The organism is Klebsiella sp. CN_Kp106, assembly GCF_040064575.1.
Classification (GTDB): Bacteria; Pseudomonadota; Gammaproteobacteria; order Enterobacterales; family Enterobacteriaceae; genus Klebsiella; species Klebsiella michiganensis.
In genome coordinates this window covers 34,134-60,140 of record NZ_JBEAIG010000057.1, presented here as the reverse complement: position 1 = coordinate 60,140, position 26,007 = coordinate 34,134, and the positions used below count along the sequence as shown (strand labels likewise).

Genomic DNA, 26,007 nt, shown 5'->3' with positions numbered 1-26,007 from the left:
CGTTTTAGCTTTTTTTGCTATGACTAACTATTAGCAGGGTAATCTGTCCGCTTCGCGATTATCACGAACGCGTCCTATCCGTGCTTAATCATGACGTGCCGGATCGTGGTGTAATCCTCCAGACCGTACATCGACATATCCTTGCCGTAGCCCGAAAGCTTCTGCCCGCCGTGCGGCATTTCGCTCACCAGCATGAAATGGGTGTTAACCCAGGTGCAGCCATACTGCAGACGCGCGCTCAGGCGATGCGCCCTGCCGACGTCCCTGGTCCAGACCGACGAAGCCAGACCATACTGCGAATCGTTGGCCCAGCTCAGCGCCTGCTCTTCGTCATGAAATGAGGTAATACTGACCACCGGGCCGAAGACCTCGCGCTGGACAATCGCATCTTCCTGCTTCGCTCCCGCCAGCAGCGTCGGCTGATAGTAGTAACCGTTGCCTGGCGCTTTGCTGCCGCCGGTGACCACCTGAATATGCGGTAGCGCGCGGGCGGCATCGACGGCGGCGCAGACTCTGTCCAGATGCGCCTGCGAGCTCAGCGGCCCCAGCTCGGTCGTTTCGTCTTCCGGCGGGCCCATCTTCAGGCTGGCGACCGCGGCGCCGAGTTTTTCCACCAGCTGGTCATAAATTCCGGCCTGAGCGTAAATCCGGCAGGCGGCGGTACAGTCCTGGCCTGCGTTATAGAACCCAAAGGTCCGTACGCCCTCCACCACCGCGTCGATATCCGCGTCATCAAAGACGATAACCGGCGCTTTCCCGCCCAGTTCCATATGCGTACGTTTAATCGACGATGCGGTATGGCCGATGATATGCGCGCCGGTGGCGATCGAACCGGTCAACGACACCATGCGGACCTTCGCGTGAGCGGTCAGCGGATCGCCGACCGTTGCACCGCGGCCAAACAGCACGTTAAGCACCCCGGCCGGGAAAACGTCTTTTGCCAGCTCACCCAGCTTGAGTGCCGTTAAAGGGGTGATCTCCGAGGGTTTGATCACCACGCAGTTGCCTGCCGCCAGCGCCGGGGCCAGCTTCCATGCCGCCATCATCAGCGGGTAGTTCCAGGGCGCGATGGAGGCCACCACGCCAACCGGGTCGCGGCGAATCATGGAGGTGTGGCCTTCGAGATACTCACCCGCCGCCATGCCCGGCAGACAGCGGGCCGCGCCGGCAAAGAAGCGGAAGACATCGGCGACCGCCGGTAGCTCATCGTTGACCACGCAGTGCAGCGGCTTACCGCAGTTGAGCGATTCAAGCTCAGCCAGCGCCTGCGCATGTTCAGTAATCACGTCCGCCAGCGACAACAGACATTCGGCGCGGAACTTCGGCGTGGTCTGACTCCAGCTAACAAAGGCCCGATCCGCGGCCTCAACCGCAGCGTCTACCTGCGCCGCCGTGGCCTCAGCAATCGACAGGATCTCTTCACCGGTGGCGGGATTAAACACCGGCACGGTCTCGCCTTCTCCAGCCACTAACTTACCGTTAATTAAAAGGTTATTTTGCATAGCATTATCCTGTATCGATATTTTACTTTCCGTTTTCAGCGCTGACGTCGCCGTCACGGGTGAGCCACCAGGCCCCCAGAATCGGCATCATCGTCACCAGCATCACCAGCAGCGCAACCACGTTGGTCACCGGGACATCGCGCGGGCGTCCGAGCTGATTGAGCAGCCAGAGCGGCAGCGTGCGCTCGTGCCCGGCGGTGAACGTGGTGACGATAATTTCATCAAACGACAGGGCAAACGCCAGCATGCCTCCCGCCAGCAGCGCCGAGCCCAAATTGGGCAACACCACATAGCGAAAGGTTTGCCAGCCCGTAGCGCCTAAGTCCATCGACGCCTCTACCAGGCTCCAGGAGGTCCGGCGAAAGCGGGCAATGACGTTGTTAAACACCACAACGACGCAGAACGTCGCATGCCCCACGACGATCGTCAGCAATCCGGGTTCCAGATTGACGGCCTTGAAGGCAGTGAGCAGCGCCAGTCCGGTGATGATGCCGGGCAGTGCTATCGGCAACAGCAGCAGTAGCGAGACGGCGTTCCTGCCAAAAAACGTGCTGCGCCATAGCGCACCTGCAGCCAGCGTGCCAAGTAGCAGAGCGATAGCGGTGGAGAGCGCGGCGATTTTAAGTGACAACGTCACGGCATCAATAATATCCCCGCGCCCCGCCGCCTCGCTAAACCAGCGCAGCGTCAGGCCCTGTGGCGGAAAGCTGAAGGCGGCGTCTTCGGTATTAAACGCATAGAGCGCGATAATCAGCAGCGGGAAATGGAGAAAGATCACCCCTCCCCAGGTTGCCACTTTCAGGAGCAGCGGTGCGCGTTCAGAGTGCATCAAACGCTCCCAGACGTTTCACAAACGCCAGATAAAGGGCAATCAGCACGATGGGCACCAGGGTAAACGCCGCCGCCATGGGCATATTGCCAATCGCCCCCTGCTGGGAATAGACCATATTGCCGATAAAGAACCCCGGCGGCCCCACCAGCTGCGGTACGATAAAATCGCCGAGCGTCAGGGAGAAGGTAAAAATCGAACCTGCGGCAATGCCGGGAATCGCCAGCGGCAGCACCACGTAGCGGAAGGTCTGGCGCGGACGAGCGCCCAGATCGGCAGAGGCCTGAAGCAATGATGGCGGCAGGCGTTCCAGCGCGGCCTGCACCGGCAGGATCATAAACGGCAGCCAGATATAGACGAACACCAGGAAGCGACCCAGTCCGGACGTCGATAACGTATTGCCGCCGACCGCCGGAATCGTCAGCACCATGCTCAGTACGCTTTCCAGGCCAAGATGGCGCAGGAACCACTGCGCAACGCCATCTTTCGCCAACAGCAGCGTCCATGCATAGGCTTTGACGATATAGCTTGCCCACATCGGCAGCATCACGGCGATGTAGAAAAACGCCTTCATCTTGCCCCGGGTATAGCGGGCCATGTACCAGGCCATAGGCAAGGCCAGAATCGCGCTGGCGACGGTCACCGACAGCGCCATCGTCAGGGTACGAATAATGATGTCGTAGTTCGCCGGGTTAAACAGCGCCTGCAGATTGGCCAGCGTCAGGTCGTGAGTGACCGACATGGTGAAATCGTCGAAGGTGTAAAAGCTTTGCCATAGCAGAGTCAGCAACGATCCCAGATAGACAATGCCAAACCACATGAGCGGGCCAAGCAGAAGCAAAAACAGGGCCAGCGAGGGTTTACGCCAGAACAGCGCGGATACGCGCCCGGTGGTGGCGGACGGAATCGCCATCGTCATATCAGCCTCCGCTCTCCAGCGGCACCATCGCCGCTCGCGACCACGAAGCCAGCACCGTTTGCCCTACCGGCGGCGCGTTTAGCGCGGCATGACCATCACTATTCGCCTGGCTCACCAACAGCTTCTCGCCGTTCGCCAGCTTGAGTTCGACGCGGGTCGCGGCCCCCTGATACTGCACCGCCTGCACAACGCCCTCCGTCTGGATCTCCCCGGCAACGTTCAGCCGGATATGTTCCGGGCGCAGCGACCACGTTCCCGCCATCGCGCACAGCTTGTGCGCCTGCTCGCTGGTGAATACGTTGGCGGTGCCGACAAAGCCGGCCACAAACGCCGTTTTAGGCCGCAAATAGAGGTCCTGGGGCGCATCAACCTGTTCGATTCGCCCATTATTAAACACCGCCACGCGATCGGACATCGACAGGGCTTCGCCCTGATCGTGGGTCACAAAAATAAAGGTAATGCCCAGCGCCTGCTGCAGTTTCTTTAGCTCCAGCTGCATCTGTTCACGCAGTTTTAAATCCAGCGCCCCGAGCGGCTCATCCAGCAGCAGGACGCGCGGCTGATTCACCAGCGCGCGGGCGATCGCCACCCGCTGGCGCTGGCCGCCGGAAAGCTGCGATGGCCTGCGCGCGTGGACAAACGCGAGCGCGACCTTCTCCAGCGCCTCCAGCGCGCGGGCATGCCGCGCTTTCTTACCGACGCCTTTGACCATCAGCCCGTAGGCGACGTTATCGAGGACCGACATATGAGGAAACAGCGCGTAATCCTGGAACACCGTATTCACGTCGCGCTGCCACGGCGGCAGTTCGCTGGCCGCTTTACCAAAAATGCGAATGGCGCCGCCCGAAAGCTGTTCAAACCCGGCAATCAGGCGCAGGCAGGTGGTTTTGCCGGAGCCGGAGGGCCCCAGCATGGAGAAAAATTCGCCATCGCGAATGGCGATGCTGACGCCGTCCACCGCCCGCACGTCGCCGTACAGCCGCGAAACATTATCGAACTCTACCGCGTGCATGTTCTTCGCCTCCGGCGACTTAACGACCGCCCATAATCGCAATGTAATCCTGGGTCCAGCGGCTATAGGGAACAAATTTCCCGCCTTCCGCTACCGGCGTTTTCCAGAACGCGATTTTGGCAAATTCGTTGTAACCATTGGTCTCGCAGCCTTTGTCCCCCAGCAGCGCGCTGGCTTTGCACCCCTCAGGTACCACCGGTAGCGAACCAAACCAGGCCGCGACATCCCCCTGCACTTTCGGCGTCAGCGACCAGTTCATCCATTTATAGGCGCAGACCGGGTGTTTCGCGTCGCTATGCAGCATAGTGGTATCCGCCCAGCCGGTGACGCCCTCTTTCGGGAAAACGGTCGCAATCGGCTGACCTTCCGCCTTCAGACCGTTGGCCTGATAGGGCCAGGCGCTGGAGGCCACGACGCCTTCGTTTTTAAAATCGCTCATCTGTACGGTGGTATCGTGCCAGTAGCGATGAATCAGGGCGTGCTGATCGCGCAGCACCTTGAGTACCGCCTGATATTGCGCTTCGGTAAGCTGATAGGGGTCACTGATACCCAGCTGCGGCTGGGTGGCTTTGACGAACAGCGCGGCATCGGCAATATAAATCGGCCCGTCATAGGCCTGCACGCGGCCCAGGTTGGTTTTACCGTCCGGCAGGTTTTGTTTGACGAACACCACGCTCCAGCTGTCCGGCGGCGTCGGGAAGGTTTTCGTGTTGTACATTAGCAGGTTCGGCCCCCACTGGTAGGGAGTGCCGTAAACCTTACCGTTGACGTTGAACCACGCGCCATTTTCCACGCGCGGGTCGAGGGACTTCCAGTTAGCGATCAGCGCGGTGTCAATCGGCTGCACGCGCTTGCCCATAATCAGGCGCAGCGAGGCGTCGCCGGACGCGGTGACCAGGTCATAACCGCCTTTCGCCATCAGGCTGACCATCTCGTCGGACGTGGCGGCGGTTTTGACGTTGACCTGACAGCCGGATTCTTTTTCAAACTGAGTTACCCAGTCGTAGCTTTTATCGGTCTGTCCCCGTTCGATATATCCCGGCCAGGCGATAATATCGAGACGGCCTTCGCCTTTATCGAGAGATGTCGGCGGCTCGGCGGCCTGCGCCGTCAGGCAAACCATACCCAGCACGCAAAGGCTGCCACGGGCAATTTTTTTGCTCATCGGGTCTTACTCCTGTCACAAGAAAATGAGCGGCAGCCATGCCGTAAAAATATCTCCCTTAATAACAGTAGACGGCGCGCTATGGCCTCCCGGGGAAATTTATTCAGGTTGTGACAAGGGGCGCATTACGCACAAAACGTGCGACACGGGCTGACTTTGCGGATTATAGACAAGCGGTTAGCGAGTTAATATGACTATGCAAATTTCATATGGTTTACCGCGAAACAATAATAACGGGCATGATATTCAGCCTGCGTCAGCGGCATATTTTTAAGGAAAGTGATAACCGCTGGATATAAACAAAACCCCGGATAAATGAAAAAACCGTTTTCTCTGCCGCCGCGGTTTTTTGCCGGGTGGCGGCCGGACCGGTCAGGGATATTCTGCGCTTGCCCGGGCGCCAATAAACTTCCCCTGCCCGGGCAAGCGGACCGCCATCCCAGCTACGCCAGCATCTCGCGAATCAGTTCGCCCAGCCGCTTAACCCCCTGCTCCTCTCTTTCGCCCCAGCCCCACGCGGTATTAAAGCGAAAAAATGCGGTCCAGCTGGCGGAGGTGGAGAACATTTTCCCCGGCGCAATGCTGATATTATACGCCAGCGCGCGGGCGCTCAGCTCCCCCGCGTCGCTCCCGGCGGGGAGCTCAAGCCAGAGAAAATAGCCGCTGTCGCTATGATGGATTTTCACCTCTGCGGGCAGATGGCGCAGCAGCGCCTGCCAGGCCAGCTGCTTGCGCTCGGCAAGCTGGCGGCGCAAACGCCGCAAATGGGCGTCATAGCGCTTGGTCGAGAGGTAATCCACCAGCGCCAACTGCATGGGTGAACTGGTTGAGAGCGTGCTCATCAGCTGTAGCTGCTGAATGCGTCGGGCGTGCCTGCCCGCCGCCACCCAACCAATGCGGAACCCGGGGACCAGGCACTTGGAAAAAGAGCTGCAGTGCAGCGTCATATCGTCGCGATCCCAGTACTTTGCCGGCAGCGGTTTCTCGCGGCCGAAATAGAGCTCGCTGTAGACATCATCTTCAATCAGCATCACCTTGTAGCGCGCCAGCAGCGCGACCAGCTGCGTTTTTTTCTCCGCGCTGAGGGTAAAGCCGAGCGGATTTTGCCCGTTGGTCATCAGCCAGCAGGCTTTAACCGGGTAATTCTGCAACGCCTGCTCCAGCGCGTCGAGGTCAATGCCCTCTTTGACATCGGTCGCCACCGACAGCGCCTTCAGGCGCAGCCTCTCCAGCGCCTGCAGCGCCCCGTAGAAGCAGGGGTTTTCCACAACGACCCAATCGCCCGGTTCAGTAACGGCCTGCAGGCTAAGGTTCAACGCCTCCAGCGCTCCGGCGGTGATGACGATTTCATCCGGCGAGATATTCATTCCCTGCAGCGCGTAGCGGCGGGCAATGGCATGGCGGAGTTCATCATTCCCCGGCGGCAGGTTTTCAATCACGCTCATGGCGGTGGCGGTTTTGCTGACCTGCGCCAGAGAGCGGTTAAGCTGCGGCAGCGGAAACAGGCGCGGATCGGGAAAAGCGGAGGCAAAGGGCAGCATGGACGCCTGACGGCTGGCCTGCAGCACCTCGAAAATGTAGGTGTTGATATCAACGGACTCATCGCGCGTCACCTGGGCGGGCGGCTCAGGCTGGCGCTGTTTGATCGGCTGCGGCGCGACATAATAGCCGGACTGCGGGCGGGCAATGATCCGGCCCTGGCTTTCCAGCAGCTGGTAGGCGTGGCTGACGGTCATGAAACTCATCCCGCTGCTGACCACCTGTTCACGCAGTGAGGGCAGCCGGTCGCCGGGTAACCACACCCCAAGGCCAATCTGTTCGGTAATCTGCTGCGCCAGCTGCTGGTACTTTTTCATATAACAATCCGCAAGAAAATGTCAGCATAATTGTATATCAGTTTATAAAATAGGCCAGTATTTATATACTGACCTATTTACAAAGATTGGCATTGGCGATAGCACGAATTACTTACAGCTAAGCCATTCGTTTATTGCTCATATATCCACCTGATGCAGAATAAACTCAGGTGATTAAACGATAAGCTATTATTTAAAATAGCATAACCATCCCACTAACAACCAGTATCCAGAAAAAAGTCATAATTAACAAAACAGTACATAAGCTACGAAGTCCATTAGTCGACACAATCACATCCTCTGTAAAATATAATCAATAAATACACTATCCAATAACAACCCATAAAATTACGGGTATGTATTAAACATATCCTTAACTCAGCGCTCAAATCAGGCTGAGTTAAAATCCCAGATTAAAACCCACAGCATACGAAACCAGCGTTAATGAAGGCATACGTGCGTGCAGTAAAAACAATCAATTATTTTATTGTAGGATTGATACACAATTTATGAATTATTCAGCACATCTATATTTATAATAGATATATAAATATTGCTTACCCAAAGGAACGTTTAAATGCTGACTTGCAGCGCTAACGTCTAATTAAAATAACATACTATCCGCGGGTGTGAAATAGCTTGATTTTAGAAAAAAAGGATTTATCACAAGATAACCGAAACTCAAATCCATAACTGTTATAGATAAAAACAGGGTTTCTGTTCCTGCTATCCGCCATAGCGGAGGCCTAGAATTGCGCTGAATCAATTTTATTGCGGAGTTCTGCATGTTCGGTCTTGATGCATTCCACCTGGCGCGGATCCAGTTCGCCTTCACCGTGTCATTTCATATCATCTTCCCCGCCATCACCATCGGGTTAGCCAGCTACCTGGCGGTTCTCGAAGGCTTATGGTTAAAAACGAAAAACCCGACCTGGCGCTCGCTCTACCACTTCTGGTCGAAAATTTTCGCCGTCAACTTCGGCATGGGAGTGGTCTCAGGTCTGGTCATGGCCTACCAGTTTGGTACCAACTGGAGCGGATTCTCCGAGTTTGCCGGGAGCATAACCGGCCCGCTGCTGACCTACGAAGTTCTGACCGCCTTCTTCCTTGAAGCCGGATTCCTCGGCGTCATGCTGTTCGGCTGGAACCGCGTCGGGCCGGGCCTGCACTTCTTCGCCACCTGCATGGTGGCGCTGGGGACGATAATCTCCACCTTCTGGATCCTCGCGTCCAATAGCTGGATGCAAACGCCGCAGGGGTTTGAGATCATCAATGGCCAGGTGGTGCCGGTGGACTGGTTCGCGGTTATCTTTAACCCGTCGTTTCCCTACCGTCTGCTGCATATGTCGGTGGCGGCCTTTCTCAGCAGCGCGCTGTTCGTCGGCGCATCGGCCGCCTGGCACCTGCTGCGCGGCAACAACACGCCCGCCGTTCGCGCGATGTTCTCCATGGCGCTGTGGATGACGCTGATTGTCGCCCCGGTTCAGGCCATGATTGGCGATATGCACGGGCTGAATACGCTCAAGCACCAGCCGGCGAAAATCGCCGCTATCGAGGGTCACTGGGAGAATATCCCCGGAGAACCCACCCCGCTGCTGCTGTTCGGCTGGCCGGATATGCAGCAGGAACGGACGCGCTATGGTCTGGAAATCCCGGCCCTCGGCAGCCTGATCCTCACCCACAGCCTGGATAAACAGGTTCCCGCGCTGAAAGAGTTCGCGGCGGAAGATCGCCCTAACGCCACCATCGTGTTCTGGTCCTTCCGTCTGATGGCCGGCCTCGGCATGCTGATGATCCTGCTCGGCGCGCTGGCCCTGTGGCTGCGCTATCGCGGTCGCCTCTATCACTCCCGACCCTTTTTACGCTTTGCGCTATGGATGGGGCCATCGGGGCTTATCGCTATCCTCGCGGGCTGGGTGACCACCGAGGTGGGCCGCCAGCCGTGGGTCGTCTACGGCGTACAGCGTACCGCAGATGCCGTCTCCGCTCACGGCGACCTGCATATGTCCATCAGTCTGCTGACGTTTATCGTCGTCTACGCTTCGGTATTCGGCGTCGGTTATAGCTATATGCTGCGTCTGATTCGCAAAGGGCCGCAGGACGCTCAGCCGCCTGGCTCCGGTACGCCTGCCCGCCCGCTTTCCGCCGCAACGGACCATGTACAGCAGAAGGAGTCCTGGTAATGGGTATCGATTTATCGGTTATTTGGTTTGTCATCATCGTCTTCGCCACCCTGATGTATATCGTGATGGACGGCTTCGACCTGGGCATTGGCATTTTATTCAGTACCACGCGGGACGCGGCGGATCGCGACGTCATGGTGAACAGCGTCGCGCCGGTCTGGGATGGCAATGAGACCTGGCTGGTACTCGGCGGCGCGGGCCTGTTTGGCGCTTTTCCGCTGGCCTATGCGGTAATTATCGACGCGCTGGCGATCCCCCTTACCCTGATGCTGATCGGGCTTATTTTCCGCGGCGTCGCTTTTGAATTCCGCTTTAACGCGACGCCATCGCACCGCCCGTTCTGGGATCGCGCCTTTATGGGCGGTTCGATTCTGGCCACCTTCACCCAGGGGATGGTCGTCGGCGCGGTGATCAACGGCTTCGCGGTCAGCGGCCGCAGCTTCAGCGGCGGGATGTTTGACTGGTTTACGCCGTTTACCCTGTTCTGCGGCCTGGGACTGTGCATTGCGTATGCGCTGCTGGGCGCCAGCTGGCTGGTGATGAAGAGCGAGAATGCGCTCCACCGCAATATGCGCGTGACCGCGCGCGGTTTGCTGCTGGCGCTGCTGGCGGTAATTGTCGCCATCAGCATCTGGACCCCGCTGGCGCAGACGGCCGTCGCCGAGCGCTGGTTTAGCTTGCCAAATCTCTTCTTCCTGCTGCCGGTACCGCTGCTGGTCGCGGCGTTAAGCGCCTGGCTGTGGCGAGCACTGCGCAACAGCGCCAGCCACCTGCTGCCGTTTGTCCTCACGCTGGGGCTGATTTTTCTCGGCTTTAGCGGGCTGGGGATCAGTATCTGGCCGTATATTATTCCACCGGGCATCACCCTCTGGCAGGCCGCCGCGCCGCCGCAAAGCCAGGGCTTTATGCTGGTTGGTGCGCTGCTTATTCTGCCGGTGATCCTCGGCTACACCTTCTGGAGCTACTACGTTTTTCGCGGCAAAGTTCAACACGGCGAGGGGTATCACTGATGCAACGAGTATGGCTTAAGCGCACGTTATGGATGGTGGTCCTGTGGGGAGGCAGCGTGCTGGCGCTGGCGGCGGTAAGCATGGGATTTCGGCTGCTGATGACGGCCGCCGGGCTGAAGGCCTGATCCGCCCGTCACGTAATGTTATTCGGCCCGATGGCGACACCATCGGGCTTTTTTTCGCCATCCGTCAGGCGATGCTGACAAAGGCTTTTCGCTTCTTTGCCAACCGACGTAATAATCTCACCCAGCCCCTGGCATAGTAGCCCCATTCGCCGATAGCATGGAAAAAGAGATGTTCAGAAGAAGCGTTTCAACATTACTGCTGGCGTGCGCCCTGTTTTCCGGGCACGTGCTGGCCCGCCAGCACGGACACGATTTCTTCCCGGTACAGAGTCTCGAACAGCAGTTACAGCACGAAGCCGATAGCGACGAGCTGCGCAGCCAGGCGGAAGACGCCGCCTCCGACCTGCGCGAGCAGCACCACTGGCAGAATGCGCGGAAACCAAAAATGCATCACTACCAGTAGCGATTTCGTTATCAGGCGCCCTTGCGTTTCGGCAGGGTTTTCATCAGCTCATCGGGACTCACGGACGCCACGATGCTGCCCGGCAGCGGCATTTTCAGGATATGGTTTTTTATCTTGCCGACCACGTGCATTTCGCATGGGCGGCAGTCAAACTTCAGCGTCAGCACTTCATCGCCGTGGATCAGCTGCATTGGCGTCGCTTTCCAGCTTTTAATCGAACCTTTGGCCTGTTTCGGACACAGGTTGAAGGCAAAGCGCAGGCAGTGCTTGGTAATCATGACCGGCACGTCGCCCTTCTCTTCATGAGCTTCATAGGCGGCGTCGATCAGCTGGACGCCGTAACGTTGATAAAACTCGCGCGCTTTGTGGTTGTAGACGTTAGCCAGAAACGACAGATGCGTTTCCGGATAGACCGGCGGCGGCACCGAAACCGGCTTGCGGCTGCCGCGCACCACGGCCTTCAGACGCGCATCATCAAGCATTTCCGCCGTTTCACGGCGCAGCTGGTTCAGCAGACTGTTTGGCACGAACAGCGCGCCGGGCAGGTTAATCTCAACGTTGCGCGAATAGTAAAGGGTCTGGCCGAGCTTCGCCACGCCATCGCGCAGGTTCGCCAGCGCTTTCTCCGCCTGGGTCGCCTCGGCAAACTCGCCGTCCAGCGTGTGGGTGACGCTCACGCCCTCTTCGCTGGTCATCGTCAGGACCAGCTGCTCCTGCCAGCCGCTCAGTTCGATATCGACGGCGATGCGGCGCTCGCTGGAGGTTTTCAGCAGCGCCTGCTGCCAGTTATGATCGAGGTTGCGGTTTAACGGCTGATGCGGACGAACTTTGTGTAAATCCGCGGGCATCTCGTTCGGCCATACGCGATAGCGGTTTTCGCCGGTTTTCTCCACCGTGTTGGCGCGAAAGCCGACGATTTCACGTTTGATCATCACGTTCAGGCCGTCGCCGTTGGTCAGCGTTTCGCTCACCTCAACGTCGAGAAAATCTTTACCGACTTTCAGGACTTCCCCCACCGGCAGACCAATAAACTTCGGCGAGTCAAACGCGCCAATATCGCCTTTGCGCACGTTGACAAAATAGTCGGTGCTGCCGCGATGGAAGGTCTTATCCGTTGACGGAACAAAGAAGTGTTCGGTACGCCCCGCCGAGGCGCGGGCCAGGTCGCCGCGATCGTCAATGATGGCGTCGAGCATCTGGCGATAGTGCGCGGTGATGTTCTTCACATAGCTCATATCTTTGTAGCGGCCTTCAATCTTGAAGGAACGTACCCCGGCATCGATCAGCGCGGCCAGGTTGGCGGTCTGATCGTTGTCTTTCATCGACAGCAGGTGCTTTTCATACGCCACCACGCGGCCCTGGTCATCTTTCAGGGTATAGGGCAGACGGCAGGCCTGCGAGCAGTCGCCGCGGTTGGCGCTGCGCCCGGTCTGAGCATGGGAAATATTGCACTGGCCGGAATAGGCCACGCACAGCGCGCCGTGGATGAAGAACTCAATGGTCGCGTCGGTGTTATCGTAAATCGCTTTGATCTGCTGAAGATTCAGCTCGCGGGCGAGCACGATTTGGCTGAAGCCGACGTCGGAGAGAAATTTCGCTTTCTCAACGCTGCGGATATCGCACTGGGTGCTGGCGTGCAGCTCAATCGGCGGAATATCCAGTTCCATGACCCCCATATCCTGGACAATCAGCGCGTCGACGCCGGTTTCATACAGGTCGGTTATCAGGCGCTGCGCCGGCTCCAGCTCATCATCATGAAGAATGGTGTTCAGGGTCACGAACACTTTCGCGCCGTAGCGATGGGCAAACGGTACCAGACCGGCGATATCGCTCAGGCTGTTGCTGGCGTTGTGGCGCGCGCCAAAGCCCGGCCCGCCGATGTAGACCGCATCCGCGCCGTGTAAAATCGCTTCACGGGCGATCCCGGCATCGCGGGCAGGACTCAGTAGTTCAAGATGATGGTTTTGCAGGCGCATACGCTCGTCGTTATCCATTATAGGGGGGTCGAAATGGCGGCTATTGTAGTCAGAACCTGGCGCAGGCCAAAACATTTTCCATCGCCGCCGCGGAAGGAATTTTCAGTTTTTAGCAAAGCATTGAAGGAAAAGATATTTCCCAGAAAAAGTGCCTAAGGATAGAGTCATCACGTATTCCGGATTTTCCTCGTCACGTTGTGATTTGTTGTCTCAGTCATTTGCCTGGCCGCGAGTTTACTCGCGGCTTTTTTATTTCGGGTAATGGATCAGCGAATGAAAATGGGCAGTCTGCCCACCGCTATTGCGATAGGCGTGCGCTAAATCGCCGGCGAAACGCCGCCCTTCCCCTGGCTGCAGCGATTGCCAGCTGTCCTGCAGGCAAAGATCCAGCACACCGCTAATCACCACCACATGTTCGATAACCCCTTGCTCATGCGGCGTTGACTCACTCAGCGCGCCCGGGGCCAGGGTGATGGAGAAGTGATCGAAGCGCAGCACCGGGTCCCAAGGGAATAGCGGCGTGACCACCATGGCCTGCTGCTGGGGATCAAATGCCGTCGGTTCACCGGCCTCATCGGCAACGATAAAGGCGGAAAACGGCACGTTAAACCCGGTGGCGATTTTCCATAACGTCGCTACCGTCGGGCTGGATTCGTTGCGTTCAATCTGGCCCAGCATGGCCTTCGACACGCCGGTCTCTTCCGCCAGGCGCGACAGGCTCCAGCCGCGCTGCTGGCGCAGCGTTTTTAACGTTGCCGACAGGTGTTGCGCAATATTCATTCAACCTCCCAATAATATCTGAAGGAATTATACGCACATTCACCTGATTCTACAGGGAATTGACGTATAGCGCTCACCCGGGCTCCGCTATCCAGGTCTGGCGTTGCCGAAAAGCCAGTTGTGCGTTATAACGCACAATGCTACATTATACCGACCGTTATAACGCACAAGGCACCCCCATGCGCTCTTTCACTCTCCCTTTTCCGAGTCTGCTCGCCGGCTTCGTCGCCGTGCTGGTCGGCTATGCCAGCTCTGCCGCCATTATCTGGCAGGCAGCGGCGGCGGCAGGCGCCGATGCTGCGCAAATCGCCGGCTGGATGACCGCCTTAGGTCTGGGAATGGGCATCAGCACCCTGGCCCTCACCGTCTGGCGAAAGGTGCCCATCCTGACGGCCTGGTCAACGCCCGGCGCGGCGCTGCTGGTCAGCGGCCTGCAGGGGGTCACGCTCTCCCAGGCGGTTGGCGTCTTTATTTTTGCCAACGCCTTAATCGTGCTTTGCGGCATCACCGGCATATTTGCCCGGCTCATGAAGATTATTCCCCATTCGCTGGCGGCGGCGATGCTGGCCGGCATATTGCTGCGCTTTGGCATGCAGGCTTTCGCCAGCCTGCAGGCTAATCTGCTGTTATGCGGCAGTATGTTAGCCGTATGGTTACTGTGCAAAGCCTGGCTTCCCCGCTTCGCGGTTGTCGCCGCCCTGCTGACAGGAAGCGCGGTGGCCGGATTGAGCGGAGAAGTGACAATGTCACAAATAAGCTTCAGCATTGTCGCCCCTTCCTGGATCGCCCCTGAATTTACGCCGGCGCTGTTGATCAGCGTCGGTATACCGTTTTTCCTCGTCACCATGGCGTCGCAAAACGCCCCCGGCTTCGCCACCCTCCAGGCCTCGGGCTATCGGGTCCCCGCTTCAACGCTTATTGTCGCCACCGGCGGCCTGGCGCTGCTGCTGTCGCCTTTCGGGGTCTACTCGATCTGCATCGCCGCCATTACGGCCGCGATTTGCCAGAGCCCGGAAGCCCATCCGGACCCGCAAAAACGCTGGCTCGCGGCGGCGGCGGCGGGCGTGTTTTATCTGCTGGCGGGGATATTTGGCGGCTCAATCACCTCGTTGATGTCGGCGCTGCCGATAGCGTGGGTCCAGATGCTTGCCGGGCTGGCGCTGCTCGGTACCATCGGCGGCAGCCTGTTTCAGGCATTGAATCATGAGAGTGAGCGCGATGCGGCGGTAGTAACGTTTCTGGTCACCGCCAGCGGCGTGACGCTGGCCGGTATCGGCTCAGCGTTTTGGGGGCTGGTTCTCGGCGGCGTCAGCTACGTTTTGCTGTCAACGCTGCGCCGCGCGTAGCTGCGAGGGCGTCAGGCCGGTGGCGCTTTTCACCCGGTTGCTGAAGTGGCTGGCGCTGCTAAAACCGCAGGCCATGGCGATATCGGTTAACGGCAGCCGACTCTGGCTAATCAGCGCCTGCGCTTTAACCATCCGGCGCTGCATAACGTACTGATGCGGCGCCATCTTCATCGACTGGCGAAACATCCGCGCAAAATGGTATTCGCTTAACGCCGCTTCCTGCGCCAGATCGGCGAGAGTGAGCGGCTGTTCGAGGTTCTCCTCAATCCATGCCAGCAGATTGCGCAAGACGTGCGGCGCCAGCCCGCCGGTCACCGTCGGTAAACGCCACTGAACGTTCGAATAGTGCTGAATCAGGTGAGTGAGCAGCAGCGTGCTGGCCGAACTCAACGTCAGCTGATTCGCCTGCTGCTGCCAGTCGTTGTCGAGGAGAAACTGGCGGTAGACGGCGGTGATTTTGTCATCGCTGGAAAACGTTTTCTCCTGCAGCGTGAACGAGGCCGGGCTGCGGTCCCAAATCTGCTCGCCTACCCGGCGCAGGTGTTCATCGGTGCAGTAAAGATGCACAAATGAGAGATCGCCGCGGATATCCCAGGTGCTCTCATCGCCTTTCGGCATCAGGCAAAAACGATCCGGCCCGCCGCCGTTTTTCCAGCCGTGGGGGGTTTTTTGGTAGCTTTCGTAGCCATCGGCAATATACAAGCTCAGGGTATGGTGGTCGCTTTGTACCGTGATGGTATCAAGATTGTTATACCACGCCGCCAGCTGAATACCGGAGTTGAGGTTCACCGTCCCCCGCAGCACGGCATTTTTTTGACGCAATGTTTCGAAAGTCCCGTAAGCCATAGCCTTCACAGTTCAGATTCCGCAGATCGCTAGTCTAAGAAGAGTCGCCGGCAGATACCAGCATTCCCCCGCCGCTAATGAAAAATAAGCGCAAGAATTTGCAAGTCGGCGACAAGCTGATGACAGCGCCGAATTCGCCGAGGCCGCACAATGACCGGTACAACACTCACAGGAGAGACATTTTGAACGCATTACTCTACGGGTTGGTCGTGGTTATCTGGGGCACCACCTGGATTGCTATCTTTTTGCAGCAGGGGCCGGTTGCCGCGCCGGTGTCTATTTTCTGGCGCTTCGCCGTCGCCAGCGTCGCGATGTTGACCATTCTGCTGGTTACCCGCCGCCTGCGCCCGCTGGCCGCGCGCGACCATCTCTTTTGCCTGCTACAGGGCTGCTGCGTTTTCTGCTTTAATTTCTGGTGTTTCTATACCGCCGCCGCGTATATCAATACCGGGCTGGAGTCGGTGATCTTCTCCATGGCGGTGTTGTTTAACGCGATCAATAGCTTTCTCTTCTATCGCCAGCAGCCACCGGGCCGTTTCTGGCTGGCCGCCGCGCTGGGGCTGGCGGGGATCGTGACGCTATTCTGGGATGATTTATGGGCCAGCGGCCTGAACGCCTCGCTCCTGCTGGGTATTGCCCTCAGCGCATTGGGCACCTATGGGTTTTCGCTCGGCAATATGCTCAGCATCCGCCACCAGCGCCGCGGTCTGGAGACGTTGACCACCAACAGCTGGGCCATGCTTTACGGCACTCTGGTAATGGGCGCGATCGCGCTGGTTCGCGGTGATAATTTCGCGCCGCAGTGGACCCTCAGCTATATGGGCGCGCTACTGTATCTCGCCGTGTTTGGCTCGGTGATTGCCTTTGGCGCCTATTTTACGCTGGTGGGGCGAATCGGCGCGGGTAAAGCGGCATACAGCACCCTGCTGTTTCCACTCGTCGCGCTGACTATTTCGACTTTTTATGAAGGTTACGTCTGGCACAGTAGCGCCGTGGCCGGACTGGCGCTGATCCTGGTCGGAAATCTGGTGATGTTCGCTCGCCCGGAGCAGTGGCTGCTGCGGCGCAGGCTGGCCTGGGTTCGCTCGGATCGCTGCTGACGCTCGCGCTGCCGTCGAGGAGAAATGAAAAAGGCGCTATCAACCACTAGCGCCTTTATTCACGGCTACGCCTGATTAACGGTTATTGGGGTCGAATTTCACCGCGTCAATCGCCATATCATCAATGACCTGCTTCAGGGTCTCGACGGTGAGCGGCGTATTTTCGTTGGACAGGTTTTTACCTTCGCCCTTACGGACCACTTTGATAACCGGCTTTTTGGTCGCCGCATCAATCAGCTCCCCTTCAAAAAACAGGTTGGTGTCCATGGTACGGTGGCCCGTTGCCGCCTGCGTACCGGCGATAATCATCGCCACCGGAATCACTTCGTAGAACTGCAGCCCTTCTTTGCTAGAATCCACGCCGGTGATGGCGCCGCGGAAGATCAGGCTGCGCTTGCCCGGGGTGGTTGCCAGCGGTTTACGCTCGGAAATAGCCTGTTTCATCTCTTTATTGGTGTAATTCAGGATATCCCTGAGCGCCTTCTCGCCCACCTGGGTGGTGGGTTTTGGTACCGGGTAATAGGTGATCGGGTTATAGACGATATTGTCATAGTTGCTCGGATTGTAATCCGGCGAAATCCAGCGCAGTTCCGGTTTGCCGGACGCCGAGGTGGTTTCTTTTAAGTTAGAGTAATCTTTTAAAAATCCCGAATATTGTTCCGGCTTAGCGATTTTGGATGAGCAGCCGGCCAATGCTAACAGGCCAGCAAGCGCGGCGACTTTAAAAAATAACGGAGTACGCATATAGGTTAATCCCTGTGAATACCATTTATCGGCAAGAGTTATAGCAAATAACAGGGGTAAGTTTTGTGGCAAAAGCGGTGCTACGTCAAGTAGCTGGAAAAAATAAACCCGCCGTTACCGGCGGGCCGTGATTGGCTGTTTATCTGATATCAACCTGATAAAAAATATGCTTGCCAAAGGGGTCTATTTCGTAGCCTGACACGTTTTTACGTACCGGTTCAAATATTGTCGAGTGGGCAATCATGACTGCCGGCATCTGGTCATGCATCATCTGCTGCGCCTGGCGATAGAGCGCTTCGCGTTTTTGGCGATCGGTTATCGATTTTGCCTCGGCGATAATTTTATCAAACGGCTGATAGCACCATTTTGCCGAGTTTGACCCGCCGTTCGCCGACTGGCAGGTAAAGAGTGGGCCGAAGAAGTTATCCGGGTCGCCGGTCGCGGTCGTCCAGCCCATCAGCGCCGCCTGATGTTCGCCATCCTTCACCCGCTTTAAGTATTCACCCCACTCATAGGTTGTGATTTTCGTTTGCACGCCAATTTTCGCCCAGTCGGCCTGGATCATTTCGGCCATGCGTTTGGCGTTCGGGTTATAGGGTCGCTGCACCGGCATCGCCCACAGATCGATGGTAATTGGCCCCGCAACGCCCGATTCCGCCAGCAGCGCTTTGGCTTTCTGCGGGTCGTAGTCATAATCCTTCAGTTGGCTATCCGCGCTCCATACGCCCGGCGGCAGCAGGTTTTTCGCCGCCGTACCGGTACCGTGGAACACCGCTTCAATGATCGCCGGTTTATTGATCGCCATCGCCAGGGCCTGACGCACCTTAACGTTGTCCAGCGGCGCTTTTTGGGTGTTAAACGCCAGGAAACCGGTGTTAAGGCCCGCTTTGCTCATCAGGTTGATCGCGTTGTTCTCTTTCATTCGCGGCAGGTCGGCCGGATTGGGGAACGGCATCACCTGACACTCGTTTTTCTCCAGCTTGGCGTAGCGCACCGAGGCGTCCGGCGTGATACTAAAAATGAGACGATCGATATGCGCCTTCCCCTGCCAGTATTCCGGGAACGCGGTGAAAAGAATTCGGGAATCTTTTTGATATTGCGCGAGTTTGAAAGGTCCGGTACCAATCGGGTCCATATCCACGCGCTCTGGCGTGCCGGCTTTTAGCATCGCATCGGCATATTCCGCCGATAAAATAGAAGCGAAATACCAGGCAAGATCGGCCACAAAGGGCGCTTCGGGATGGGCCAGCGTGAAACGCACCGTATATTCATCAGGCTTATCAATCGCGGTAATTAACTGGCCAAATTCCAGGCTTTCAAAATTGGAGTAATTGCCGCTGGAGATATTATGATAAGGATGGTGAGGATCTTTTTGCCGCATAAACGAAAAAATAACGTCGTCGGCATTAAAATCGCGGCTGGGTTTAAAATATTTATTACTCTGGAATTTAACGCCTTTGCGTAAATGAAAAGTATAAACTTTCCCATCTTCGCTGACTTCCCAGCTTTCGGCGAGGCTCGGCACCAGTTCTGTGGTGCCGGCTTTGAAATCGACCAGTCGGTTATAGACCGGCACCGCGCTGGCGTCCACGCTGGTCCCGGAGGTGTAGAGTTGCGGGTTAAAGTTTTCCGGCGATCCTTCTGAGCAGTAGACCAGCGTTTTTGCGCTAATGGCCGAGCTGGCCGTCAGGGCCGCTAACGCCAGAGCAAGCGTCGTGAATCTGCGTTGCATAGGTTTTCCTTTTTCATTTGTCAGCTAATGAATAGCTTGTTGTTTTCCCTTCCATACATAACACTAAAGCCTGATTGCAAACACCTGAAAACTCGAATAAAGAAGGAATCACTATGTCATCAGCCCTGGCCAGTCAATTAACCCAACGCTTCTTTCGCTACCTGGCGATAACCAGCCAAAGCGACCCGCGAGCCACGACGCTGCCTACCACCGCCGGGCAACACGCGATGGCGCAGGCCCTTGCGGATGAGCTACGCCAGCTGGGGCTGGATGAGATTGTGATTGACGAGCGCGCCACCGTCACGGCGGTGAAAAAGGGCAACGTCGCAGGCGCGCCGCGGATTGGCTTTATTACCCACATCGATACCGTTGACGTCGGTTTGTCGCCGGATATTCATCCACAAATTCTGCGTTTTACTGGTGAAGATCTCTGTTTGAACAGGGATAAAGATATCTGGCTGCGCGTTGCGGAACATCCGGAAATCCTCGCTTATCCCAATGAAGAGATTATTTTCAGCGACGGCACCAGCGTGCTCGGGGCGGATAACAAGTCCGCCGTTACGGTGGTGATGACGGTGCTGGAAAACCTGACGGCGGAACACCGCCACGGCGACATCGTGGTCGCGTTTGTGCCGGATGAAGAAGTGGGCCTGCGCGGCGCGAAGGCGCTGGATCTCGCGCGCTTTGCCGTCGATTTTGCCTGGACCATCGACTGCTGCGAGCTCGGCGAAATCGTCTATGAGAACTTTAACGCCGCCGCGGCGGAGATTCGCTTTACCGGCGTGACCGCTCACCCCATGTCGTCAAAGGGCGTGCTGGTGAACCCGCTGCTGATGGCCACGGATTACATGAGCCATTTCGATCGCCAGCAAACGCCGGAGCATACCGCCGGACGCGAGGGCTACGTTTGGTTCAACGGTATCCAGGGCGATCAGAACAGCACCCTGCTGCAGGCCAGCATTCGCGATTTCGACCTCGAAAGTTTTCATCGCCGTAAGCAGCAAATTAGCGAGGTGGCGCAGAAAATCGCCGCGCAGTATCCGACCGGAAAGGTGGAATTTCACATCAGCGATACCTATAGCAACATCAGCAATGCCATCGGCGAAGACCGCCGCGCCGTTGATCTGATGTTCGAAGCGATGGAAAGCTTAGGCATTACGCCGAAACCGACGCCGATGCGCGGCGGCACCGACGGCGCGGCCCTGTCGGCAAAAGGCGTATTAACGCCCAACTTCTTTACCGGCGCGCACAACTTCCACTCGAAATTTGAGTTTCTGCCGCTGCGCGCCTTTGAGGCCTCTTATCAGACCGCATTACAGCTCTGCCTGTTAGCGGCGCGTTAAGCCGGTTTGCGCGCCAGCATCGTGGCGAAACGCAGCTTAATCCGGTTCCCGCTGGCGTCGGTGCGGTGGAGTTCACCGACGTCTTCGTTATATTTGAGTAACGTCCAGCCTTCATAATTATTGCGCAGCTCTCCCGGTTTAAACGCGAACGGGAAGCCGACGCTGCACGGATAATCGTCGGTATCCATAGCCGCAACAATCAGATTGTAGCCGCCGGGTCTGGTGCAGCGCTGCATGTTAGCAATCAGACCCGGGATGGTCTTCGCGTCGAGGAACATCATCACCACGGTCGAAAGAATAAAGTCATACTCGCCGTCAAAGCTGAGGGCGTTAAGGTCCTTAATCGCCGTCCGCAGATTCTCCAGCCTTTCCGCCTGACGAATGCGCTCAAGATTTCCGATGCTGGCCGGATTTTTATCCCACGCGGTGACATCAAACCCGTTGGCCGCGAGGTAGAGGCTATTGCGCCCGTTGCCGCAGCCCAGATCCAGCGCCTTGCCCGGCGCGATCAGGGTGGCGGCGTGCAGCACCTCAGAGTGGGTGCGGGTCATCCCGTATTTATCGGTGAAGTAATTTTCGTCACGAAGCGTCATGGTTAATCCTTATTTTTTAATAATGTGTCGCGCTCAACGCGAATCAGCAGTTTACCGCGCATCAGCAGCAGGAAGGTACGAATCAGCAGCAGCCCGACGATCAGATTGGTGAAGAGAAACAGCGGGAGCGCGAGGGTATGGAAAAAGCCGTCCGGATGCTGATGACCGAGATGCAGGCCGGTGGTCGCCAGCGCGGAGATGCCGAACGAGAAGCTCCAGAACGAGGCGTTAAACGGCTGGCGCAGGTACCACGGCATCAGGCGCAGCATAAACAGCAGCTGCAGCAGACCATAGCCGAACAGCAGCTTAGCGAAGGTATCCGCCTCGCCGCCGTTCACGCTCAGCCAGGCGCTGCACGCCACCAGCGCCGGCGCCAGCTGAATGCCGAGGGCGGTGCGCATGGCCATCGGCAGTTCGCCGTCGCTGCGCAGGCGCTGCAGAATCACCGGTTCAAGGCTAAGCCAGGAGAATAAGCCGGCGCCCAGAAACACCAGTCCGGCGTCGGTAAAGCCCAGCGCGCCACAGGCCATGGCGCTGATAAAGTTATTCGCCACCGTCGGCAGATAGAGACCCGGGGTGGTCGCCTCATTGGGATGCTTCCCCCGCCATAGCCCGGCGCTCTGCCAGGCCGCATAGCTTAGCTGCAGCACTACGCCAATCGCGAATAACACCAGCGAGAGCGGCCGCAGCCAGGGAACAAAGCCGATGGCCACCAGCATGGTCGTCGCCGGAAACAGGCTGACAAAACTGCTGGCCACCGGATGGCGCATCTCCTGCAGTACGCTGTGCGGGAAACGGACCGCCCGGCTGATAAACGCCAGCGCCAGCAGCGCCCAGATGACCGTCGCCGTGACCACCAGACCGTCGCCGACGATCCGGCTCACCGGCCAGATGGTGCTGGCGTAGCGCCAGGCGAAGCCCATGCCGATAATGCCCAGAACCATACCAAAATAGCCCGCCGGGAGATTCAGCACCCGGCTTGTGCCCAGCTTTTTATTCATTTTGTTTAAATTTTCAATTTATCTTAAGTTGCATTCTAAAGGAACCTTCAAAAACGCGCTACGGCGTTTTTTGCTATGTTTATGTTAACCATACGTAATGAGAAAGGCAGATGCGCAAATATTACCTCAGCGAGAAGGTTCGCCAGTTTCACTATGACGCCGACGGAAACAAACATAGCGTCAATCTGCGGCAAATTGTCGCCTTACGCGATTTCGCTGACGTGAAGCGCGGCGATGAAGGCGGCTGGCTGGACAATGAAGCAGCCCTGAGCCACGAAGGCGAGTGCTGGATTTATGACCCAAATAGCGCGGTGTTTGCCGGTGCGAAAATCGAGGGCAATGCCCGCTTAACCGGCGAGTGCATTATCAGCCATGGCGCCATCGTCAGCGATAACGCGCGACTGGACAGCGTGCAGGCAAGCCACTGCGCGCGTATAAGTGACAACGTCACCGTTTCGCGTTCGCAGATTCGGGGTTATTGTCACCTGGCCGACAATGCGCAGATCCTCCCCCACTCGCTTATTATCGCCGCCCAGGGTCTGACCGCCGACAGCGACAAAATCCTGCGCATTTATCAGCGGGCAACGGTCAGCGCTTCGCGCATCGTTCACCAGGCGCAAGTTTACGGCGACGCGTTTGTCGAACACGCGTTTGTTGAGCATCGGGCGGAAATCTTCGATTGCGCGCGGCTGGAGGGTAACGACGAAAACGACGTCTGGGTCTGCGATAACGCGCGAGTTTATGGCCACGCGAGGATTATCGCCGGGCGGGAAGAGGACGCCATCCCCACCCTGCGCTACAGCTCGCAGGTGGCGGAGCACGCGGTGGTCGAAGGCAACTGCCTGCTGAAGCATCGGGTGATGGTCGGCGGGCATGCGCACCTGCGCGGCGGGCCGATTCTGCTGGACGATAGCGTGTTAATTGAAGGGCATGCGGTGATTTGCGGCGATGTGGTGATTGAACATCAGGTGACGATCGGCGACAGGGCGCGAATTGAAGCCAGCGCGGGCGACGCCATTTCGATCAGAGGGGAGAAAGTGATAAACGGCGACGAACTTTTTACCCGCACGCCCATTGTCGGCTTTCTATAACCTTTGCTCCCGACCGCGTGGTTTATCAGCTTCAGGCCCCTGCGCGCTGTTCCCCGGGCTACATCTCAGCGCGTCCCATAGCCCGGGCAAGGCGTCAGCCGCGAGCCGGGAATTGCCCGGTGTCACAATCAATAATGCGCCCGTAGATATTCTGGTCATCGTACGAACCGTTCAGATACTCGGCCTGCTTCAGGCACCCTTCGAGGGTGAAACCGTTACGCAGGGCGACCTGATTGCTTCTCTGGTTTGCTACCCGACATTTAATCACGAAGCGGCGAACCGTCCCGCTGCGGGCAAAAGCGTCCATCAGCGCCTGCAGCGCCTGAGAAAGCAGCCCCTGCCCCTGGTGGCTTTCATCAATCCAGTAGCCGATGTATGCGGTCTTATTGATCGGCTCAATCTGGTTAAACGACAGCACGCCGACGATCTCTTCGCGCAGAAAGAGCAAAAACATTTTGGCGTAACCGCGCTGGTGCAGCATCACGTTGCCCTGCACGTGGCGGCGGGTTTCGTCTTCGTGACTGACGTCAGCGGGCCAGCTCAGCGATTGCTGGAGCCAGCGCTGGTTCTTGATCACCAGCTGATGCAGCTCAGCGACGTGGCTTTCATCCACAGCGCGCAGAGAAAGCGACTCGGTGACGGGGATAGTTTCTCTCGCAGGCGCGTTTTCGTCAGTCATAATGGACTCTGATTAATAGTCTGATTAAAAAACAAACGCCCGCTAAGTTACCTTAACGGGCGGAATAAAGGGCAATTATTTCATTACCCGATCGTCAACATAGTTACGCTTGTCTGGCGCTGGCGGGAAGTACTGATAGAGCCAGGTTTCGCTGATCGCTTCCCCCTGGCAGCGCAGGAACATGCGCATTTCGACCGGGTCGGTCGAATCCGAGGTCGGGTACCAGTCAAACTGGATGCGATAGCCATCAAACGGTTCCACGTAGAGAATTTCTATCTGCTTCGCTTCGCCGCTCGACAGGGTAATCACCGGCTCAATGCCTCTTGGTGCCGCGGCCTTCAGGTCGCCGCCGACAAAATCGATAGCAAAACGACGGGTCCATTTATCCGGGTAGTGCTCACCCGGCGCCCAGCCTTCAGGGAAACCGCCCATTCCGGTGCGCGTGGCCAATACCCGCGCCAGCGGCGAACGGACCAGCGGCTGCGCGCTCCAGTAGAGTCGATAGCGGAAGTCCAGCTCATCCCCGGCTTTAACCGGCTTCTCGGGCTGCCAGAAGCAAACGATATTGTCCAGCGTTTCACCGGTCGTCGGGATCTCCATCAGGTTGACGGCCCCTTTACCCCACTGGTTGCGCGGCTCTACCCACAGGCTCGGGCGCTTGTTGTACCAGCCCATGATGTCCTGATAGTGGGAGAAGTCGCGATCCAGCTGCAGCAGGCCAAAACCGCGCGGATTTTTATCCTGGAAAGCGTTGAACTGCAGCTTCTGCGGGTTGTTCAGCGGGCGGCACACCCACTCGCCGTTGCCCAGCCACATCGACAGGCGGTCGGAGTCGTGGATCTGCGGATGGATAGTGTCGCACATCCGCCGTTCGTTATTGCCGCAGCTGAACATACTGGTCATCGGCGCGATGCCCAGCTGTTTGATGTCTTTACGCGCGTAGATGTGGTTTTCCACATCCATAATCACCTGCGTCTCCTGACAGTTAACCACGAACTTATAGGCGCCGGTGACGCTTGGGCTGTCGAGCAGCGCATAGACGGTAAAGACCGTCGCCCCCGGTTTAACGGTCTCAAACCAGAAAGAGGTGAAGTCAGGAAACTCTTCCGGCGTATCGGTAAAGGTATCGATCGCCAGGCCGCGGGCGGAAAGACCGTACTGGTAAGTGCTGTCTACCGCGCGGAAGTAGCTCGCGCCGAGGAAGGCGACGATATCGCGGCGCGCCAGCTCCGGCGCCTTAAACACGCGGAACCCGGCAAAGCCGAGATCGCTCTGGCCTTCCAGCTGTTTGGTGTCGACGCCGGCGTCATTATATTTAAACAGCTCGGGACGGAAGTGAATTTCCCGCGCCTGCTGGGTTTGTGAATCAAGGGAGAACATCCGTACGCGGCGGCGGAACCCCATCCCGACGTGGAAGAACTGAATATCCAGCTTGCGCTCTTCGATATTACTCCACAGGGAGTGCGCAGCATCATACTGAATGCTGTTGTAGGCCTGCGGGGTCAGGTTTGCCAGGGTTGGCGGCAGATCGCGCGGCGCGCCGCCCCAGGGCTGACGCGCAAGATCGTGGGCCATCGACTGAAGTACGGAATAGTCAAAGCGACGGGTCTGGCCGTCGGCAATTCCCGAGTCCTCGGCGAAGGCCGCCTTCGAGAATAGAGAGGCAACTCCTGACGTTCCGCATACGGCGGCAACAGCCATGGAAGATTTGAGAAAACGTCTGCGGTTCATGCCTGAGAGAGCATCCTTCTTCATATGTGAATTGAGACGCG

23 protein-coding genes are annotated in these 26,007 nt (G+C 57.6%); 8 read left to right on the top strand and 15 right to left on the bottom strand.

All coding sequences use genetic code 11. The features are described from left to right. Positions 1–74: 74 nt before the first annotated feature. The 6 genes from patD to ABLU96_RS19990 all read right to left on the bottom strand — a co-directional run bounded on the left by patD (position 75) and on the right by ABLU96_RS19990 (position 7,283). Positions 75–1,502, bottom strand: coding sequence for an aminobutyraldehyde dehydrogenase (gene patD / locus ABLU96_RS20015; RefSeq protein WP_032749217.1), 1,428 nt, complete (start codon positions 1,500–1,502; stop codon positions 75–77). Between the two features lie 22 nt (positions 1,503–1,524). Continuing rightward, positions 1,525–2,331: an ABC transporter permease gene (locus tag ABLU96_RS20010; RefSeq protein WP_064404844.1), complete on the bottom strand. Its 807-nt coding sequence runs from the start codon at positions 2,329–2,331 to the stop codon at positions 1,525–1,527. After that, positions 2,321–3,250 (bottom strand): ABC transporter permease, encoded by a 930-nt coding sequence (locus ABLU96_RS20005; protein ID WP_042945096.1) that lies wholly within the window; start codon positions 3,248–3,250, stop codon positions 2,321–2,323. The genes ABLU96_RS20010 and ABLU96_RS20005 overlap by 11 nt, the downstream gene beginning before the upstream one ends. Position 3,251: 1 nt before the next feature. Beyond that, complete coding sequence (locus ABLU96_RS20000) at positions 3,252–4,262, bottom strand: ABC transporter ATP-binding protein (RefSeq protein WP_047723840.1); 1,011 nt, start codon at positions 4,260–4,262, stop codon at positions 3,252–3,254. Between the two features lie 19 nt (positions 4,263–4,281). Continuing rightward, positions 4,282–5,427, bottom strand: a complete 1,146-nt coding sequence (gene ydcS / locus ABLU96_RS19995; protein ID WP_014838383.1) for a putative ABC transporter substrate-binding protein YdcS — start codon at positions 5,425–5,427, stop codon at positions 4,282–4,284. 443 nt (positions 5,428–5,870) lie between these two features. Beyond that, the gene (locus tag ABLU96_RS19990) at positions 5,871–7,283 is read right to left on the bottom strand and encodes a PLP-dependent aminotransferase family protein (RefSeq protein ID WP_004850592.1); all 1,413 of its coding nucleotides are present in this window, start codon (positions 7,281–7,283) and stop codon (positions 5,871–5,873) included. 785 nt (positions 7,284–8,068) lie between these two features. Here ABLU96_RS19990 and ABLU96_RS19985 point away from each other — a divergent pair. From ABLU96_RS19985 to ABLU96_RS19970, 4 genes are all read left to right on the top strand, one after another. Beyond that, positions 8,069–9,466: a cytochrome ubiquinol oxidase subunit I gene (locus tag ABLU96_RS19985; RefSeq protein WP_064404841.1), complete on the top strand. Its 1,398-nt coding sequence runs from the start codon at positions 8,069–8,071 to the stop codon at positions 9,464–9,466. After that, complete coding sequence (gene cydB / locus ABLU96_RS19980) at positions 9,466–10,476, top strand: cytochrome d ubiquinol oxidase subunit II (RefSeq protein ID WP_064375247.1); 1,011 nt, start codon at positions 9,466–9,468, stop codon at positions 10,474–10,476. Before ABLU96_RS19985 ends, cydB begins: the two co-directional genes overlap by 1 nt. Further along, a complete protein-coding gene (locus ABLU96_RS19975; RefSeq protein WP_004850587.1) occupies positions 10,476–10,601 on the top strand; it encodes a DUF2474 domain-containing protein in 126 nt (41 codons plus the stop codon). Before cydB ends, ABLU96_RS19975 begins: the two co-directional genes overlap by 1 nt. Positions 10,602–10,770: 169 nt before the next feature. Further along, the gene (locus ABLU96_RS19970; protein WP_004850586.1) at positions 10,771–11,004 is read left to right on the top strand and encodes a DUF2554 family protein; all 234 of its coding nucleotides are present in this window, start codon (positions 10,771–10,773) and stop codon (positions 11,002–11,004) included. Between the two features lie 11 nt (positions 11,005–11,015). Here ABLU96_RS19970 and ABLU96_RS19965 read toward each other — a convergent pair whose 3' ends face one another. Further along, entirely contained in the window at positions 11,016–12,980 is a 1,965-nt protein-coding gene (locus tag ABLU96_RS19965; RefSeq protein WP_064404834.1) for a U32 family peptidase, read from the bottom strand. Positions 12,981–13,229: 249 nt separating this feature from the next. Continuing rightward, positions 13,230–13,760 carry an XRE family transcriptional regulator gene (locus ABLU96_RS19960; protein ID WP_064407377.1) on the bottom strand — a complete coding sequence of 177 codons (531 nt, stop codon included), beginning with the start codon at positions 13,758–13,760 and terminating at the stop codon, positions 13,230–13,232. A gap of 179 nt (positions 13,761–13,939) precedes the next feature. Here ABLU96_RS19960 and ABLU96_RS19955 point away from each other — a divergent pair, with 179 nt between their 5' ends. Next, the gene (locus ABLU96_RS19955) at positions 13,940–15,106 is read left to right on the top strand and encodes a benzoate/H(+) symporter BenE family transporter (RefSeq protein ID WP_064407378.1); all 1,167 of its coding nucleotides are present in this window, start codon (positions 13,940–13,942) and stop codon (positions 15,104–15,106) included. Here the strand turns inward: ABLU96_RS19955 and ABLU96_RS19950 are convergent. Beyond that, complete coding sequence (locus ABLU96_RS19950) at positions 15,086–15,952, bottom strand: AraC family transcriptional regulator (protein WP_064404829.1); 867 nt, start codon at positions 15,950–15,952, stop codon at positions 15,086–15,088. The two genes, ABLU96_RS19955 and ABLU96_RS19950, sit on opposite strands and share 21 nt — an antisense overlap. A gap of 182 nt (positions 15,953–16,134) precedes the next feature. Between ABLU96_RS19950 and ABLU96_RS19945 the strand changes: the two genes are divergently transcribed. Further along, positions 16,135–17,052: an EamA family transporter gene (locus tag ABLU96_RS19945; RefSeq protein ID WP_014838374.1), complete on the top strand. Its 918-nt coding sequence runs from the start codon at positions 16,135–16,137 to the stop codon at positions 17,050–17,052. 75 nt (positions 17,053–17,127) lie between these two features. Here ABLU96_RS19945 and ABLU96_RS19940 read toward each other — a convergent pair whose 3' ends face one another. After that, on the bottom strand, positions 17,128–17,796 hold the full coding sequence (locus tag ABLU96_RS19940) for a DUF3313 domain-containing protein (RefSeq protein WP_014229219.1): 669 nt from the start codon (positions 17,794–17,796) through the stop codon (positions 17,128–17,130). Positions 17,797–17,935: 139 nt separating this feature from the next. Next, positions 17,936–19,528 (bottom strand): ABC transporter substrate-binding protein, encoded by a 1,593-nt coding sequence (locus ABLU96_RS19935; RefSeq protein WP_025107900.1) that lies wholly within the window; start codon positions 19,526–19,528, stop codon positions 17,936–17,938. Between the two features lie 113 nt (positions 19,529–19,641). On the opposite strand from ABLU96_RS19935, the gene pepT reads away from it, so the two are divergent. Then, positions 19,642–20,871 (top strand): peptidase T, encoded by a 1,230-nt coding sequence (pepT, locus tag ABLU96_RS19930; protein ID WP_032749237.1) that lies wholly within the window; start codon positions 19,642–19,644, stop codon positions 20,869–20,871. Here pepT and tehB read toward each other — a convergent pair. Together tehB and tehA are read right to left on the bottom strand one after the other, a co-directional pair. Then, on the bottom strand, positions 20,868–21,464 hold the full coding sequence (gene tehB / locus ABLU96_RS19925) for a tellurite resistance methyltransferase TehB (RefSeq protein WP_049084356.1): 597 nt from the start codon (positions 21,462–21,464) through the stop codon (positions 20,868–20,870). The two genes, pepT and tehB, sit on opposite strands and share 4 nt — an antisense overlap. A 2-nt stretch (positions 21,465–21,466) precedes the next feature. Next, positions 21,467–22,465 (bottom strand): dicarboxylate transporter/tellurite-resistance protein TehA, encoded by a 999-nt coding sequence (gene tehA / locus ABLU96_RS19920; protein ID WP_046877284.1) that lies wholly within the window; start codon positions 22,463–22,465, stop codon positions 21,467–21,469. A gap of 110 nt (positions 22,466–22,575) precedes the next feature. Here tehA and ydcK point away from each other — a divergent pair, with 110 nt between their 5' ends. Beyond that, positions 22,576–23,556 carry a YdcK family protein gene (gene ydcK / locus ABLU96_RS19915; protein ID WP_064404823.1) on the top strand — a complete coding sequence of 327 codons (981 nt, stop codon included), beginning with the start codon at positions 22,576–22,578 and terminating at the stop codon, positions 23,554–23,556. Positions 23,557–23,650: 94 nt separating this feature from the next. Here ydcK and rimL read toward each other — a convergent pair whose 3' ends face one another. Further along, on the bottom strand, positions 23,651–24,235 hold the full coding sequence (gene rimL, locus ABLU96_RS19910) for a 50S ribosomal protein L7/L12-serine acetyltransferase (RefSeq protein ID WP_004850562.1): 585 nt from the start codon (positions 24,233–24,235) through the stop codon (positions 23,651–23,653). A gap of 75 nt (positions 24,236–24,310) precedes the next feature. Next, positions 24,311–25,966: a glucan biosynthesis protein gene (locus ABLU96_RS19905; RefSeq protein ID WP_064404820.1), complete on the bottom strand. Its 1,656-nt coding sequence runs from the start codon at positions 25,964–25,966 to the stop codon at positions 24,311–24,313. Positions 25,967–26,007 lie beyond the last annotated feature (41 nt).